Genomic DNA, 14,281 nt, shown 5'->3' with positions numbered 1-14,281 from the left:
CGGCTCAGCGCCCGGCGCCGCCGGGCCCCCGTGGCCCGCCCGACTCGCGCGGTGGGCCCTCGCGCGGCGGCCTGCCCCGGCCGCGGGCCGCGCCGCCCCGGGGTGCCTGCTCGTGGGTCGCGTCGGCGGCGTTCGGGCCGTGCTCGGTGGCCCGTTCGTCGGCCCGGGCGTGCTCGCGGTGGCCGCCGTGCCGCTGCGCCGGGTGGTCCGCGGTGGCGGTGCGCTGCCGTTCCAGCTCCCGCACCAGGTCCTCGAACTCCGAGCGGATCCAGTCCCGGGTCGCCACCTCGCCGAGGCCCAGCCGCAGCGCGGCGATCTCCCGGGTCAGGTACTCGGTGTCGGCGATGCTGCGTTCGTTCTGCTTGCGGTCCTGTTCGAGGTTGACCCGGTCCCGGTCGTCCTGCCGGTTCTGCGCGAGCAGGATCAGCGGGGCCGCGTACGACGCCTGGAGGGAGAGCGCGAGGGTCAGGAAGATGAAGGGGTAGTTGTCGAAGCGCAGGTCGGCCGGGGCGCTGGTATTCCACACCACCCACAGCACGATGACCACCGACATCCAGACGATGAACCGGCCGGTGCCCAGGAAGCGCGCCGTGCGCTCGGAGACGCGGCCGAACGCCTCCGGGTCCCAGCGCGGCAGCAGGCTGCGCCGTGGCTCGCGGGGTTGGTCCAGGCGGATGCGCTCACCGGCCATCGGCCACCTCCGGCAGGTCGGGGACGCTCGCGCCGTGCAGTTCGCGCTCGCGCCAGTCGTCGGGCAGCAGGTGGTCGAGGACGTCGTCCACGGTCACCGCGCCGAGCAGCGCCCCGCTGGCGTCCACGACGGGCGCGGCGACCATGTTGTACGCGGCGAGGTAGCTGGTCACCTCCGGCAGCCCGGTGTCCGGCGGCAGCGGGTTCAGGTCGCTGTCCACGAGCGAGCTGACCAGCGTGAACGGCGGGTCCCGCAGCAGCCGCTGGAAGTGCACCGTGCCCAGGTACTTGCCGGTGGGCGTCTCGTCCGGCGCCCGGCACACGTACACCTGCGCGGCCAGCGCGGGGGACAGGTCCGGGTTGCGGACCCGGGCCAGCGCGTCGGCCACCGTCGCGTCCGGCAGCAGCACGATCGGTTCGGTGGTCATGAGCCCGCCCGCCGTGCGCTCCTCGTACGACAGCAGCCGGCGCATGTCCGCGGCGTCCCGTGGGCGCATCAGCGTGAGCAGCCGCTCCTTGTCGTCCTCGGGAAGCTCGGAGAGCAGGTCGGCGGCGTCGTCGGGGTCCATCGCCTCCAGCACGTCGGCCGCGCGCTCCTCCTGGAGCTTGCCCAGGATCTCCACCTTGTCGTCGTCGGGCAGCTCCTCCAGGACGTCCGCGAGCCGGTCGTCGTCGAGCGCGGCGGCCACCTCGGCCCGCCGCTTGGCCGTCAGGTGGTGCAGCACGCTGGCCAGGTCGGCGGGGCGCAACTGCTCGAAGGTGGCCAGCAGGCTCTCGGCGCCCTGCCCCGGCTCCTCCAGCGAGAAGCCCGTCACCGCCGACCACTCGACGGTCAGCGCCTCCCCGGACCGCCGGCCGCCCCCGGGCCACCTGTCGCGCAGCGTGGGGGCCTTGCCGCGTCGTACGAAGACCTTGTCGATCTCCCAGTCGCGGCGCGCCGGCAACTGGGCCACGGCCACGTCGAGGACGGTCACCTCCTCGCCGGTCTCCACCAGCGTGACCCTGCGGTCGAGCAGTTCGCCGAGGACCAGGGTCTCGGTGGGGCGCTGCTCGAAGCGGCGCATGTTGACCACGCCCGTGGTGATCACCTGGCCCGACTCCACGCCGGTGACCCGGGTCATCGGCAGGAAGATCCGGCGCCGGCTGACCACCTCGACGACCAGGCCGAGGACGCGCGGCGGCCGGCCGCTCAACCCCAGCATCGCCACCAGGTCCCGCACCCGGCCCACCGGGTCCCCGTTCGGGTCGAACACGGCGACACCGGCCAGGTGCGAGACGAACACGCGCGGGGCTGCCGCTCCCATGCCACGCGCCTCCTTTCACGGACGGACCCGAGGTGGCCGTCACCTGTCGACGGCGCGGGGTCCGGCCTCCTCGGGTACCTCTGTATACCTCCTTGTATCCAGGAATCCACGAATATCAGTTGATAGCCCGTAGCGCCTTACGCGGTGGCCCGGGCGGGCCCGGGCGATCGCGGTCGATATCTGATATGTGACGGAACTTCCGTTTCGCTCTGGCGTGCGGCACTTCGAGCGACCGGGTTCCCGAAAGCCCCACCTTCCCTCACGGTGCGCTGTCATCGTGCTCACACGGCACCGGTACGCTGCCCGTGCACCGGCATCAGGAGGCAGAGCGGACGTGCGCACCTGGAAGACGGCTCTCGCTGCGGCGACCTGCGCGGGACTGGCCGTCGCGACGCTCGCCGGCTGCGGCGGCGACGGCGAGAAGAAGGACCCCGACGCGGGCACCAACGGCGTCGGCAAGCTTCCCGCCGACAAGATCGAGGCCAGGGCACGCCAGGCCGCCGAGCGCGCCGGCGCGGTCCACCTGACCGGCAACGTCGTCAGCAAGGGCCGTACGTACACCCTCGACATGCGACTCAAGGGCGACGGCGGCACCGGCCAGGTCTCCACCAAGGGCAGCACCTTCCAACTGCTGCGCATCGACAAGGAGCTCTACCTCAAGGCCGGCGCCGACTTCTGGGTCCACGAGCAGGGCGGCGACGCGACCCCCACGGCCGGCTCCGGCAAGGACGGCGGCTCGGCGGCGGACCGGGCGGCGGCCAGGAAGCTGGACGGCAAGTACGTGAAGGTCCCGGCCGGCGACCCCGCGTACGAGCAGCTCAGCGGCTTCACCGACAAGGCCATGCTGCTCGACGGGCTGCTCGGGCTGCACGGCGAGATCACCAGCGGCGAGCGGGCCAACGTGGCCGGCGTGCCCACCATCCGGGTCACCGGCGACCGGGGCAACGGCGGCACGCTGGACGTCTCGCTGCGCGGCACCCCCTACCCGCTGCGCCTCCAGCGCGCGGGCGGCGCGGGCGTCATCCAGCTCGCCGACTGGAACAAGGACTTCCCCCTCACCGCGCCCGCGAAGGGCGAACTGGTCGACTACGGCCAGCAGTTGCCGCAGAGCGACGGCTGACCGCACGCGGCACCCGACGGGCGGCGACTGTGGCCAACTCTCGTCCGTCCGCGCACCCGGTGTGCGGTCTTTTAGGGGTTCGTCAGGTCGGCGGCGCCCTGGTTGGGAGTGGCCGATTTACATAGCCTTGCCACCATGAACACCACAGCCACCGCACCCATCACGTCCACCACCTCCGCCACGACCGCCCCGCTGCGCCGGGAGCAGAAGCCCGCGGACCTGCTGGCCGACAAGGTCGCGTTAGTCATCGGCGCGGGCCGCGGCATCGGCGCCGCCGCGGCACGCCTGTTCGCCCGCGAGGGCGCCCACGTCCTGCTCGCGTCCCGGGCGCAGCACGAACTCAAGACGGTGACCGAGGACATCAGATCCGCCGGCGGCATCGCCGAGTACACGCCATGCGACCTGGCCGACGGCGACAGCGTGCACACCGCCGTGGAACGCGCCGTCGAGCTGTACGGCCGGCTCGACGTGGCCTTCAACAACGGCGCCACAGGCGCCCCGCCCGGCCCACTGGACCAGGTGCCCGTGGCCGAACTCGACCGCGTCTACGCCGTCAACCTCAAGGGCACCTGGCAGGCCATGGCCGCCGAGGTCGCCGCGATCCGGGCCACCTCGGGATCGGGCGCCATCGTCAACACCTCCAGCGTCGGCAGCCTGATGGGCAACCCCGAACTGGCCGCCTACGCCGCGATGAAGCGGGCCGTCAACAGCCTCACCGAATCCGCCGCCATCACCTACGGCCCCGAGGGCATCCGCGTCAACGCCATCGCCCCGGGCACCACGCTGACCGAGATGATGTACGACTGGGACGTCGCGTCCCCCGGCACCATCGAACGCCTCAACGCCCAGACCCCGCTGCGCCGCGCGGCCGACCCCGTCGAGATCGCCGAGGCCGCCGCCTGGCTGCTCAGCGACCGCTCCTCGTACGTGACCGGGACGGTGCTCCGGGTCGACGGCGGCCTACGTTCCTGACCCCGACCTCGACCCCGGCTCCGACCCTGACCTCGACCCGACCGCGCCCGCGGGGGCGCACCGCTCAGCGCGGGTTCTCGCGGGCGCTCTTGCGGGCGCGGCGGCGCAGCAACCTGGGCAGCGCCTCGGGCATCGGCTTGCGGGTGGTGGCCGGGGTGGGCGCCGGGGTCGCGGCCAGCGCGCCGTCCGGCAGCGCGGCCAGCGGGGCCGGGGCCGGCTCCAGGCGCAGCACCCGGCACTCGCGCGCCCAGCGCTCGACGACCCGCGCCGAGTCCGGGGCGTTGAGCCGCTTCGGCTTGAGCTCGGCCACGGCGGCCTCCCACGCCTCGCTGCGCGGCGCGAGCTCCACCACCCGGGCCGTCCAGCCCACCAGGCGCCCGCCCTTGTCCTTGCTCCGTACCGTCACCGCCGCGGTGCCGCCGTCGGCCAGCCCGAGGCCGTCCAGCGGCTGCTCCATGAGCCCCATGCCGCGCGACGGGGCGCCGTCGCGCGCGTCGGCGGAGCCGGCGTCGGGGCCGCGCGAGCCGACGAGCGTGGCGGCGCCCTCGTGCCACACGTGCCACAGCGCGCGCGGCGCGCTCCGGGTGGCACCGGCGTCGCCCAGCACCCAGATCAGGCCGGACTTCTTCGTCGCCTCTTCGATCAGCGCCCGATCCGTGAGGGCCTGCTCCACGCTGTGCGTCATGAACCCAGCTTATGGGGTGCCCACGGCGGTGCCAGCGGGCCGTACGCCCGCCGTACGCCGCCTGCCCGGCCCCCACCAGGGCTTCCGTACCGCGCCCGGCCACCCTCCGGACCCACGCGCCGCACGGGCCGGGCCACGGGGCGCGGGCCGGAACCGGTCGCACGCGCGAGGCGGTGCCAGTACCGTCCCACCCCGGCACGCCTTACTCTGTGGCCGTGCGCCTTCGATCGGCCAAACCAGGCGGCCTCGCCCCGCGCTCCGCGACCGGTGCCGCCGCCGGCACGGGCGGCGGACCGGTGTCGCTGGACCTCACCCTGCTCGGCGTCGCCATCGCCGGCATCTCGCTGTCGGCCCCGCTCATCGCGGCGACCGCGGCCCCCGCGCTGGCCGTCGCGCTGTGGCGGAACGTGCTGGCCGTGGGCGTGCTGACGCCGGTCGCGCTGCTGCGCCACCGCGCCGAGCTGCGCGCGACGGGCGCGCGCGAGGTGGGCCTGTCGGCCGCCGCGGGCGTGCTGCTGGCCCTGCACTTCGGGCTCTGGCTGCCGAGCCTGCACATGACGTCGGTCTCCTCCTCGATCGCCCTGGCCACCACCACGCCGATCTGGACCACCGTGCTGCTCCGGCTGCGCGGCCACCGCTCGTCGGGCCTGGTGTGGGCCGGCATCACGGTCGCCTTCCTCGGCGTGCTCCTGCTCACCGGCGTGGACCTCTCGCTGTCGCCGCGCGCCCTCGCGGGCGACGCCCTGGCCCTGGCCGGCGGCATGGCAGGCGCCGGCTACATGCTGGTCGGCTCCGAGGTCCGGCGGACGGTGAGCACCACCGCGTACACCTGCGTCTGTTACGCCACCGCCGCCGCCGCGCTCCTGGTGGTGTGCCTCATCGCCGGCGTGCGGCTCGGCGGCTACAGCGGGGAGACCTGGCTGAAGCTGGCCGTGTTGACGCTGACCGCCCAGTTGCTCGGCCACTCGCTGTTGAACCGCGTGGTGCAGGGCCTGGGCCCGGCCGTCACCTCGACCGGCATCCTCCTGGAGACGCCGGGCGCGGCGCTGATCGCGGCCCTGTGGCTCGGCCAGCACCCGCCGGCCGCCGCCTACCCCGCGCTCGGCATCATCCTGCTCGGCCTGGCCCTGGTCGTCCTGGACGGCCGCGGCAGACGCGGCGGCTGAGCCCGGCCGGCCCACCGCCGAGGTCCGCGTGGGCCGGCCCGCCGGAGCGAGCCGGCGGGGCGGTGGCCCGGGCCGACCCACCCTCTCGCCGGCCGGCCCGCGCGGGCCCCGGGCCGGCCGGTACGCGACGGCTACAGCCAGCCGTTGCGCTTGAAGCCGCGGTGGATGGTGAAACAGATGCCGGCGATGAGGGTGAGCACCGCCGGGTAGCCGTACTTCCAGCGCAGCTCCGGCATGTGGTCGAAGTTCATGCCGTACACGCCGCAGATCATCGTGGGCACGGCGATGATGGCCGCCCACGCGGTGATCTTGCGCATGTCCTCGTTCTGCGCGACGGTCGCCTGCGCCAGGTTGGCCTGCAGGATCGAGTTGAGCAGGTCGTCGAAGGAGAGCACCTGCTCGTTGACCCGGGCCAGGTGGTCGGCCACGTCCCGGAAGTACTTCTGGATGTCCGGGTCCACCAGCCGCATCGGGCGCTCGCTCAGCAACTGCATCGGCCGCAGCAGCGGTGAGACGGCCCGCTTGAACTCCAGCACCTCGCGCTTGAGCTGGTAGATCCGGCCGGCGTCGCCTCCGCGCGCGGAGGCACGACCGCCCTTGGTGGCGCCGTTCGTGGCGGAGAAGACGTCGATCTCCACCTCGTCGATGTCGTCCTGCACGGCGTCGGCCACCGCGATGTACCCGTCCACCACCTGGTCGGCGATGGCGTGCAGCACCGCCGACGGGCCCTTGGCCAGCAGGTCGGGGTCGTCCTGGAGGCGGTGGCGCAGGGCGCGCAGCGAGCCCTGGCCGCCGTGTCGGACGGTGACGATGAAGTCCCGGCCGGTGAAGCACATCACCTCACCGGTCTCGACGATCTCGCTGGTGGCGGTGAGTTCCGCGTGCTCGACGTAGTGGATGGTCTTGAAGACGGTGAACAACGTGTCGTCGTACCGCTCCAGCTTGGGCCGCTGGTGGGCGTGGACGGCGTCCTCGACGGCCAGCGGGTGCAGCCCGAACTCCTGCGCGATGCCGGAGAATTCGCGCTCGGTGGGCTCGTGCAGCCCGATCCAGGCGAAGCCGCCGTCGGCGCGCACCCGGGCCATCGCCTCGGTCGGACTGACGTGGTCGCTGACCCGCCGGCCGTCGCGGTAGACGCCGCAGTCCACGACGGCGCTGGTGACGGACGGATCGCGGGTGGCGTCGTACTCGTTTACGGAATGCCCTCGCCGAAGGGCGGGGCGGACGGCTGCGCGCAGGTCACGAATCATCGACATACGGACTCCTCAGCGGGCCGGTCGTCAGCGGCAGAGCGCGGGGCGCAGCGCGATCCGGAAGGTGGACGTACGGTGCGTCATCGAGCCGTACGTCCGCAAAGCGGATGGCACTCCATGAGCTGGGCGCTGACGTGTTCCACGGGTGGCGGAACACGGAAAGACGGAATGAAGCGGTAGGGCATGCTCTTCCGTGCGAAAGGCGCGGGCGCGAAAGACTCCTCAACTTCCTTGCCGGCGCGGGGTTTCACCCCGTGGCAGCCGGGTACGGAAGGCAGCAGATCACCGAGAGAAGGGGCGCGTCCCGAGCGAGAGGACGGGAGAACAGTCGGTACTGCACGGTCGACTAGGATCCACCGCAGCCCCACCTCCTCCGGCCGGTCCCCCGTAGGGGACGACGTAAGTCCCTGATCAGGCGCCAAGGCTACCAGGGGTGCATGGCCCCGGCGTGCCGCTTTGCCGCTTCGATACGGGTTCTATGCTCGCCGCATGGCGAATGTTCTTGAGCTGGTAGAAGCCCGGTTGCGGATGGCGCTGGGCGAGCCGGACGCCCGCGCCGCCATCACCTTCGTCGGCACCGACCGCATCGAGGTGCTGCGCTTCACGGGTGACGCCGCCGGCGACCGTGGCGGGGCCGACGTCGTGCGCTACGCCACCCTCGGCATGTCGGCCCAGCCCATGGCGGACCCCGCGGACCCGCTCGCCGACCCGGTGCGCGGGCCCCGCGCCGAGCTGCTGCTCACCGTGCGGGCGCGGCGGGCCGACACCGACAAGGCGCTTCGCCCGCTGGCCGTACTGGCCGCGTCGCCGCAGGTCGAGGGCGTGATCGTGGCGCCGGGCGGCTCGCTGGAGGTGGGGGAGCCGCTGTGGCCGGGGGCGCCGTTCAGCTCCGTCCTGGTGGCCGAGCCCGGCGGCCTGGTGGAGGACCTGGAGCTGCCGGCGCCCATGGACCCGGTGCGCTTCCTGCCGCTGTTGCCGATGACGGCGAACGAGGCGGCGTGGAAGCGGGTGCACGGCGCGGGCGCCCTGGAGGCCCGCTGGCTGGCGCGCGGCACCGACCTGCGCGACCCGCTGCGCCGCTCGGTCTCGCTGGAGGACTGACGGCGGGTCAACTTCCCCGTACCGGCAGCGCCGTCGCCCCGGCGCGGGGCGCGCGATGGTGAGCAAGCACACGCCGGGCGTCGGCGCGGCGGCCGGCCCGCAGGGCCCAACGGGAGCCCCGGCGAAGCTCGGTTGGAGTGTTACTCGGCCGCCGGCGCCGGGTGCGGCGGCTGCTCGGCGAACACGCCGACGCCGTCCCGCGTCGCGTGCGCCGGTTCGAGCTCCTCTGCGCGCAGCGTGAGGGCCGAGCGGCGGGCCGCCACGATGCCGGCGCCGACCAGGGCCGCCGCGGCGGCGACCACGAACGGCGTGTGCGGGTCGCTCCACTCCTCGATCTTGGGCGCCAGGTAGGGCGCCGCCGCGGCGGCGAACCAGCGGACGAAGTTGTAACCCGCGCTGGCCACCGGGCGTGGCGCGTCCGACACGCCGAGCGCGAGTTCCGTGTAGACCGTGTTGTTGACGCCGATGAACGCGCCCGACGCGATGGTGCAGACGACGGCGGTGGTGTGATCGCCGTAGCCGAGCACCACCAGGTCGGCACCCATCAGCACCAGCGAGGCCGCGAGCACCCGCAGCGAGCCGTACCGCTCCTGGAGCCGGGGCGCGACCAGCACCGAGAAGACGGCGAGCAGCGCGCCCCAGGCGAAGAACACCGCGCCCGAGCGGTACGGCGACATGTCCAGCACGAACGGCGTGAAGGCCAGCACGGTGAAGAACGCGTAGTTGTAGAAGAAGGCCGAGGCGGCGGCCGAGGCGAGCCCGCCGTGCCCGAGCGCCCGCAAGGGGTCGAGCAGCGCTGTCTTGCGGGCCGGCACGGGCTGTTCGCGCAGGAAGACGCTGATGGCCAGGAAGCCGACCGCCATCAACACGGCGGTGCCGAAGAACGGGTAGCGCCACTTCATGTCGCCGAGGACCGCGCCGAGCAGCGGCCCGCACGCCATGCCGAGCCCGAGCGCCGACTCGTACAGCAGGATCGCCGTCGCGCTGCCGCTGGCCTGCTTCCCGTCCGCGCCGCGCGGGCCCACGGGGTGCGCCGCGCCCACGATGACGGCGAGCGCCGTGGAGACGAAGAGCGCGTTGCCCAGGCCCCAGCCGGCGCGGAAGCCGACGAGTTGGTCCACCGAGGTCGCGGTGCCCGAGAGCGCCGCGAAGACGACCACCAGCGCGAGCCCGACGAGCAGCGTCCTGCGGCCCCCGATGCGGCTGGAGACGTAGCCGGTGACCAGCATCGCCACGGCGGTGATCAGGAAGTACGAGGTGAACAGCAGGGACACCTGGCTCGGCGAGGCGTTCAGGCCGCCCGCGATCGACGGCAGGATCGGATCGACCAGGCCGATGCCCATGAAGGCCACGACCGAGGCGCCGGCGGTGGCCCAGACCGCCATCGGCTGGCGCAGGACGCCCCGGCCCCGGCCGCTGCCGGCGTCGAAGGGGTCCTCGTCGGCGTCGTCACGCGCGCTGTGCATGCCCTTCTCCTTGGGTCTCGCGTCGAACAGGGATCGTTGGTAATTACACATATTAAGTTAGCCGTGCTAACTAGTGCAAGCTGCACCTAGTTTTCCCTGATGAGTCGCGCCGGACGGGTGATCGTCCTTGACGCGGCGGCGAGGGGGGAGGACCGTTGACGACTATGAGGGGCGAACCCAGTTGCCCGAAGTGCGGTGGCCGGGTGCGGGCGCCCGGTCTGTTCGCCGACTCCTGGCAGTGCGGTGTGCACGGAACCGTGCACCCCCTCCAGCCGGTCGTGCCGCCGAGCGTCGAGGCGCTCGCCGTCGTGGTCAACCGCGCCCAGGTGCCGGTCTGGATGCCGTGGCCGCTGCCGGTCGGCTGGCTGTTCACCGGCGTCGTCTCCGCCGGCGACGACCGCAGCGGCGGCCGGGCCACCGCCGTGGCCTGCTCGGGCCCGGGCCCACTGGGCGGCGCGGGCGAGATGCTGCTGGTCGCGGAGGAACTCGGGGTCGGCCTCGGCGCCCGGTACGCGGGGATCGACGGCCTCGACCCGGGCCCCCTGATGTGCGTCGACAAACCCCCGCACACCAAGGTGCACGCCGCCGGCCGGCCCACCCCGCTGTGGCACGTGAGCGGCACGCCCGACGACCGCGCCGTCTTCGCCGGCGAGGCCCGCGGCCTGTGGCTGTGGGTGGTCGTCTGGCCCGAGCAGGCCGGCGTGCTGCTCTACGACGAGTTCGTCCTCACCGACCTGCGGGACGCCGGCGCCGAGGTGGACCTGCTGCCGTGCGGCGCGCTGTCGCCGCGCCTGCTGTCCTGAACGAGCCCTCCGGAACGCTCGGCCGGGGCCCGACGGGAAGCGCCTGGCGCGCCCTGGGCCCCTGTGACGGGGAGCCGACAGCGCGTCGGCCCCGAGGGCGTGGCGGGTGCGCGGCCCGTACGCGTCGTGCGCCCGTGGGGCGGGCCGCGGGCGCGAATGCTCGTCTCGTACGACTGTGTGGGCGGAGGCGCCGCTATGCCCCGGTACAGTGAAGACGTCCCCGTCGTCCCCCCGAGACCGCCCTGGAGTCCGCGTCGTGCGCATCGACCTGCACACCCACTCCACCGCGTCCGACGGCACGGACACCCCCGCTGAGCTGGTACGCAACGCCGCGGCCAGCGGTCTTGACGTCGTCGCGCTGACCGACCACGACACCGTGGCCGGGTACGCCGAGGCGCGACAGGCGCTGCCGGCCGGGCTCACCCTGGTCACCGGCGCCGAACTCTCCTGCCGGCTGCGGCTGCCCGGGCCCGCCGCGGACGGCGGCGACGCGCCCGACAGCGTCAGCCTGCACCTGCTGGCCTACCTCTTCGACCCGCACGAGCCCGAGCTGGCCCGCGAGCGCGAGCTGGTCCGCGACGACCGGGTGCCGCGCGCCCGAGCCATGGTGGACAAGCTGCGCGCCCTCGGTGCGCCCGTGACCTGGGAGCAGGTCGCCCGGATCGCCGGCGACGGCGCGGTCGGCCGGCCGCACGTGGCCGCGGCCATGGTCGAGCTGGGCATCGTGCCCAGCGTCTCCGACGCCTTCACCCCGCAGTGGCTCGCCAACGACGGGCGGGCGTACGTCGAGAAGCACGAGCTGGACCCCTTCGACGCGATCCGCCTGGTCAAGGCCGCCGGCGGGGTCACCGTCTGCGCCCATCCGCTGGCGCTCAAGCGGGGCCAGTGCGTGCCCGAGAGCGCGATAGCCGAGCTGGCATCGGCGGGCCTGGACGGCATCGAGGTCGACCACATGGACCACGACGAGCCGACCCGGGCCCAGTTGCGCGGCCTCGCCGCCGACCTCGGGCTGCTCGCCACCGGCTCCAGCGACTACCACGGCAGCCGCAAGACCTGTCGCCTCGGCGAGTACACCACCGACCCGGAGGTCTACGGCGAGATCATCCGCCGTGCGACCGGCGCCTTCCCGGTGCCGGGCACCGGTGGCTGAGCCCGTCCGCGCCCCGTAGCCGCCGCTCGGCACCCGCGCTTCGGCCGGGTGCGTCCCCGCCTTCCCGGCCGGCCCAGGCCGCCGCACGCCCCCTGACGCGCCTCCCGCGCCACGTCACGCCCCCGCTCGACCGCGTGCGGTCCGGTGCGCGCCGTGGAGCCGGGTGCGGTCGCGTCCGCCGGCGTGTGCGGGGCCGCGCCCCCGCCGGCGGCGCGCTACGGCCGCCGCCGGGCGCCTCTTCCGCCGCTCCCCGCCCCCACTTCCTCCCTGCGCTCGTCCCCCTGCCGTTCGCTTCGTCCGGCCCCCTGTCCCATCCGCTCCGCCCCCTGGCCTGTCCCAGGCCCCGGCTCTCTCCTCGCAAGGCACATCGTGTTCGACTTCGCCCTCTTCGGCTCCCTCTTCCTCACCCTCTTCGTCATCATGGACCCCCCTGGCATCACGCCGATCTTCCTCGGGCTGACCTCCGGGCGCCCCCTGAAGGTGCAGCGCAAGATGGCGTGGCAGGCGGCGACCGTGGCGTTCAGCGTCATCACCCTCTTCGGCATCTGCGGCCAGCAGATCCTGGACTACCTGCACGTGTCGGTGCCGGCGCTGATGGTCGCGGGCGGGCTGCTCCTGCTGCTCATCGCCCTCGACCTGCTGACCGGCAAGTCCGAGGAGCCGACCCAGACCAAGGACGTCAACGTGGCGCTCGTGCCGCTGGGCATGCCGCTGCTCGCCGGGCCGGGCGCGATCGTCTCGGTGATCCTGGCGGTGCAGCACGCCGACGGGTTCGGCGGCCAGCTCTCGGTGTGGTCCGCGATCGTGGCCATGCACGTGGTGCTCTGGCTGGTCATGCGCTATTCGCTGCTGATCATCCGGGTCATCAAGGACGGCGGCGTGGTGCTGGTGACCCGGCTGGCCGGAATGATGCTCTCGGCCATCGCCGTCCAGCAGATCGCGAACGGGATCACCCAGTTCATCCAGGCGGCCTGACGCCCACGGCCCGCCGCCGTACCGCCGCGCCCCGATCCCGTGTCCCCGGGGTCGGGGCGCGGTCGTCGTTCGGACGGGGGTTCGCAGGGGCCGAGCGCCCGCCCCGCGCCTCGATGCGCGGGCGTACGCGCCGGGGGAGCGCAGGCACGCGCCGGATGCGGGGGAGTGGCGGGGGAGCCGTGTGTGACGGCTGGCGTACGACGACGCGAGGCGCCCCCGTACCGTGTGGTGGTACGGGGGCGCCTCGGGTATGGGCTGCGTCGTCGCGCGGCGACCGGTCGTGTTACCGGGCGGCGGAGTCGGCTGGACGGATGTAGATGCGCTGGCCGACAGAGGCGGCCTGCTGCACGATCCGGTTGACGGAGGCGGCGTCCACGACAGTGCTCTCCACGGCGGTGCCGTCGATGTCGTCAAGGCGCATGATCTCGAAGCGCAAGGCTTCTCCCTTCGTCTGATCCTCCTGAGGAGAACTGTGAGTAGTCGAACGCCTCGCCACCCTGCGAGGCGTTCTATGGGAACAACGAGTTGCCCCGAGCAAACATTCCCTACGCTAAGGAAATTTTTCGACATGCTAATTACTGGCACGTAACAGGAGTGGTTGTGTTTGCTGCGTCATGGCCCGGAAGGGGCCGCCATGCATGACGTCGAGCCCCCGGGCGGGGCCGACCTGGCTGCGATCGCCGCGGGGATCGAGCGCACCAACGAACTGCTCCAGCGGGTGCTGGCCGAGGTCGCCACGACACCCTCCACCCACGCGATCTTCGTGGACGCCGGGTACGTGTACGCGGCGGCCGGCCGGCTGGTCACCGGCACCGAGGACCGCAGGGCCTTCGAGCTGGACACCGAGGGGCTGATCGAGGCGTACATCGACCGGGCCCGCACGATCTTCCCGGACAGCCGGCTGCTGCGGGTGTACTGGTACGACGGGGCGCGCCGGCGCATCCACACCACCGAGCAGCAGCGCATCGCCGAGCTGCCCGACGTCAAGGTCAGGCTCGGCAACCTCAACGCCAACAACCAGCAGAAGGGCGTCGACTCGCTGATCCGCACCGACCTGGAGTCCCTCGCCCGACACCGGGCGATCGGCGACGCCGTGCTCGTCGGCGGCGACGAGGACCTGGTCTCGGCGGTGGAGGCGGCCCAGGGCTACGGGGCGCGCGTCCACCTGTGGGGCATCGAGGCGGCCACCGGCCGCAACCAGGCCGAACCGCTGCTCTGGGAGGTCGACAGCCAGCGCACCTTCGACCTGGAGTTCTGCAAGCCGTACGTGATGCGTCGGGCCGTGGTCACGGACCTTACCGGCGAGGCGGGGCCCGGCCACCTGCCCAGCCGCGAGGACGTGCGCTTCGTCGGGGCGCAGGTGGCCGCGCAGTGGCTGGCCAGCCGTGGCCGGGGCGCCCTCGCCGACCTGCTGCCCGGCCACCCCTACCTGCCGGGCGCGGTCGACCAGGAACTGCTCATCGAGGCCGAGGCGCTGCTCCAGCTCTCGCTGCGGGCCCATGCCGACCTGCGCCGGGCGGTACGGGACGGGTTCTGGGACCACCTCCAGGCGCAGTACTGACCCGCTGGACGGGCGCCGCGCGTGCGGCGCCCGTC

13 protein-coding genes and 1 pseudogene are annotated in these 14,281 nt (G+C 73.4%); 8 read left to right on the top strand and 6 right to left on the bottom strand.

Translation table 11 applies throughout. From position 1 onward, the window contains the following. Positions 1 to 175: 175 nt before the first annotated feature. Both AC3CHW_RS10605 and AC3CHW_RS10600 read right to left on the bottom strand, forming a co-directional pair. A pseudogene (locus AC3CHW_RS10605) lies at positions 176 to 691 on the bottom strand (DUF1003 domain-containing protein); the annotation flags it as partial. After that, positions 681 to 1,994 carry a magnesium transporter MgtE N-terminal domain-containing protein gene (locus AC3CHW_RS10600; RefSeq protein ID WP_398609328.1) on the bottom strand — a complete coding sequence of 438 codons (1,314 nt, stop codon included), beginning with the start codon at positions 1,992 to 1,994 and terminating at the stop codon, positions 681 to 683. The pseudogene AC3CHW_RS10605 and the gene AC3CHW_RS10600, both read right to left, overlap by 11 nt. Positions 1,995 to 2,328: 334 nt before the next feature. On the opposite strand from AC3CHW_RS10600, the gene AC3CHW_RS10595 reads away from it, so the two are divergent. Both AC3CHW_RS10595 and AC3CHW_RS10590 read left to right on the top strand, forming a co-directional pair. Then, positions 2,329 to 3,114 (top strand): hypothetical protein, encoded by a 786-nt coding sequence (locus AC3CHW_RS10595; protein ID WP_398609327.1) that lies wholly within the window; start codon positions 2,329 to 2,331, stop codon positions 3,112 to 3,114. Between the two features lie 135 nt (positions 3,115 to 3,249). After that, positions 3,250 to 4,086 carry an SDR family NAD(P)-dependent oxidoreductase gene (locus AC3CHW_RS10590; RefSeq protein ID WP_488470264.1) on the top strand — a complete coding sequence of 279 codons (837 nt, stop codon included), beginning with the start codon at positions 3,250 to 3,252 and terminating at the stop codon, positions 4,084 to 4,086. Positions 4,087 to 4,150: 64 nt separating this feature from the next. Here AC3CHW_RS10590 and AC3CHW_RS10585 read toward each other — a convergent pair whose 3' ends face one another. Then, entirely contained in the window at positions 4,151 to 4,771 is a 621-nt protein-coding gene (locus AC3CHW_RS10585) for a hypothetical protein (protein ID WP_187087038.1), read from the bottom strand. Positions 4,772 to 4,986: 215 nt separating this feature from the next. On the opposite strand from AC3CHW_RS10585, the gene AC3CHW_RS10580 reads away from it, so the two are divergent. Continuing rightward, positions 4,987 to 5,937, top strand: a complete 951-nt coding sequence (locus AC3CHW_RS10580) for a DMT family transporter (protein WP_398609324.1) — start codon at positions 4,987 to 4,989, stop codon at positions 5,935 to 5,937. A gap of 131 nt (positions 5,938 to 6,068) precedes the next feature. On the opposite strand, the gene AC3CHW_RS10575 is transcribed toward AC3CHW_RS10580, so the two are convergent. Continuing rightward, positions 6,069 to 7,193 (bottom strand): magnesium and cobalt transport protein CorA, encoded by a 1,125-nt coding sequence (locus AC3CHW_RS10575; RefSeq protein ID WP_176163931.1) that lies wholly within the window; start codon positions 7,191 to 7,193, stop codon positions 6,069 to 6,071. A gap of 486 nt (positions 7,194 to 7,679) precedes the next feature. Between AC3CHW_RS10575 and AC3CHW_RS10570 the strand changes: the two genes are divergently transcribed. After that, the gene (locus tag AC3CHW_RS10570) at positions 7,680 to 8,291 is read left to right on the top strand and encodes a suppressor of fused domain protein (protein ID WP_187060951.1); all 612 of its coding nucleotides are present in this window, start codon (positions 7,680 to 7,682) and stop codon (positions 8,289 to 8,291) included. Between the two features lie 140 nt (positions 8,292 to 8,431). Here the strand turns inward: AC3CHW_RS10570 and AC3CHW_RS10565 are convergent, their stop codons facing one another. Further along, positions 8,432 to 9,757 carry an MFS transporter gene (locus AC3CHW_RS10565; RefSeq protein ID WP_488470263.1) on the bottom strand — a complete coding sequence of 442 codons (1,326 nt, stop codon included), beginning with the start codon at positions 9,755 to 9,757 and terminating at the stop codon, positions 8,432 to 8,434. Between the two features lie 164 nt (positions 9,758 to 9,921). Between AC3CHW_RS10565 and AC3CHW_RS10560 the strand changes: the two genes are divergently transcribed. The 3 genes from AC3CHW_RS10560 (at position 9,922) to AC3CHW_RS10550 (ending at position 12,685) form a co-directional block, all read left to right on the top strand. Then, positions 9,922 to 10,560 (top strand): DUF6758 family protein, encoded by a 639-nt coding sequence (locus tag AC3CHW_RS10560; protein ID WP_488470262.1) that lies wholly within the window; start codon positions 9,922 to 9,924, stop codon positions 10,558 to 10,560. A gap of 256 nt (positions 10,561 to 10,816) precedes the next feature. After that, on the top strand, positions 10,817 to 11,710 hold the full coding sequence (locus AC3CHW_RS10555; RefSeq protein ID WP_187060948.1) for a PHP domain-containing protein: 894 nt from the start codon (positions 10,817 to 10,819) through the stop codon (positions 11,708 to 11,710). A 369-nt stretch (positions 11,711 to 12,079) separates the two neighbouring features. After that, positions 12,080 to 12,685 carry a MarC family protein gene (locus tag AC3CHW_RS10550; RefSeq protein WP_176163935.1) on the top strand — a complete coding sequence of 202 codons (606 nt, stop codon included), beginning with the start codon at positions 12,080 to 12,082 and terminating at the stop codon, positions 12,683 to 12,685. Positions 12,686 to 12,968: 283 nt separating this feature from the next. On the opposite strand, the gene AC3CHW_RS10545 is transcribed toward AC3CHW_RS10550, so the two are convergent. Then, positions 12,969 to 13,121, bottom strand: a complete 153-nt coding sequence (locus AC3CHW_RS10545) for a hypothetical protein (protein WP_176163936.1) — start codon at positions 13,119 to 13,121, stop codon at positions 12,969 to 12,971. 198 nt (positions 13,122 to 13,319) lie between these two features. On the opposite strand from AC3CHW_RS10545, the gene AC3CHW_RS10540 reads away from it, so the two are divergent. Beyond that, a complete protein-coding gene (locus AC3CHW_RS10540) occupies positions 13,320 to 14,246 on the top strand; it encodes an NYN domain-containing protein (RefSeq protein ID WP_398609322.1) in 927 nt (308 codons plus the stop codon). Positions 14,247 to 14,281 lie beyond the last annotated feature (35 nt).

The sequence above is a fragment of the Streptomyces sp. MGP-BFMKR1 genome, from assembly GCF_057766585.1.
Note: the sequence above shows the minus strand (reverse complement) of the source record. Positions and strands in the feature narration are given on the sequence as shown.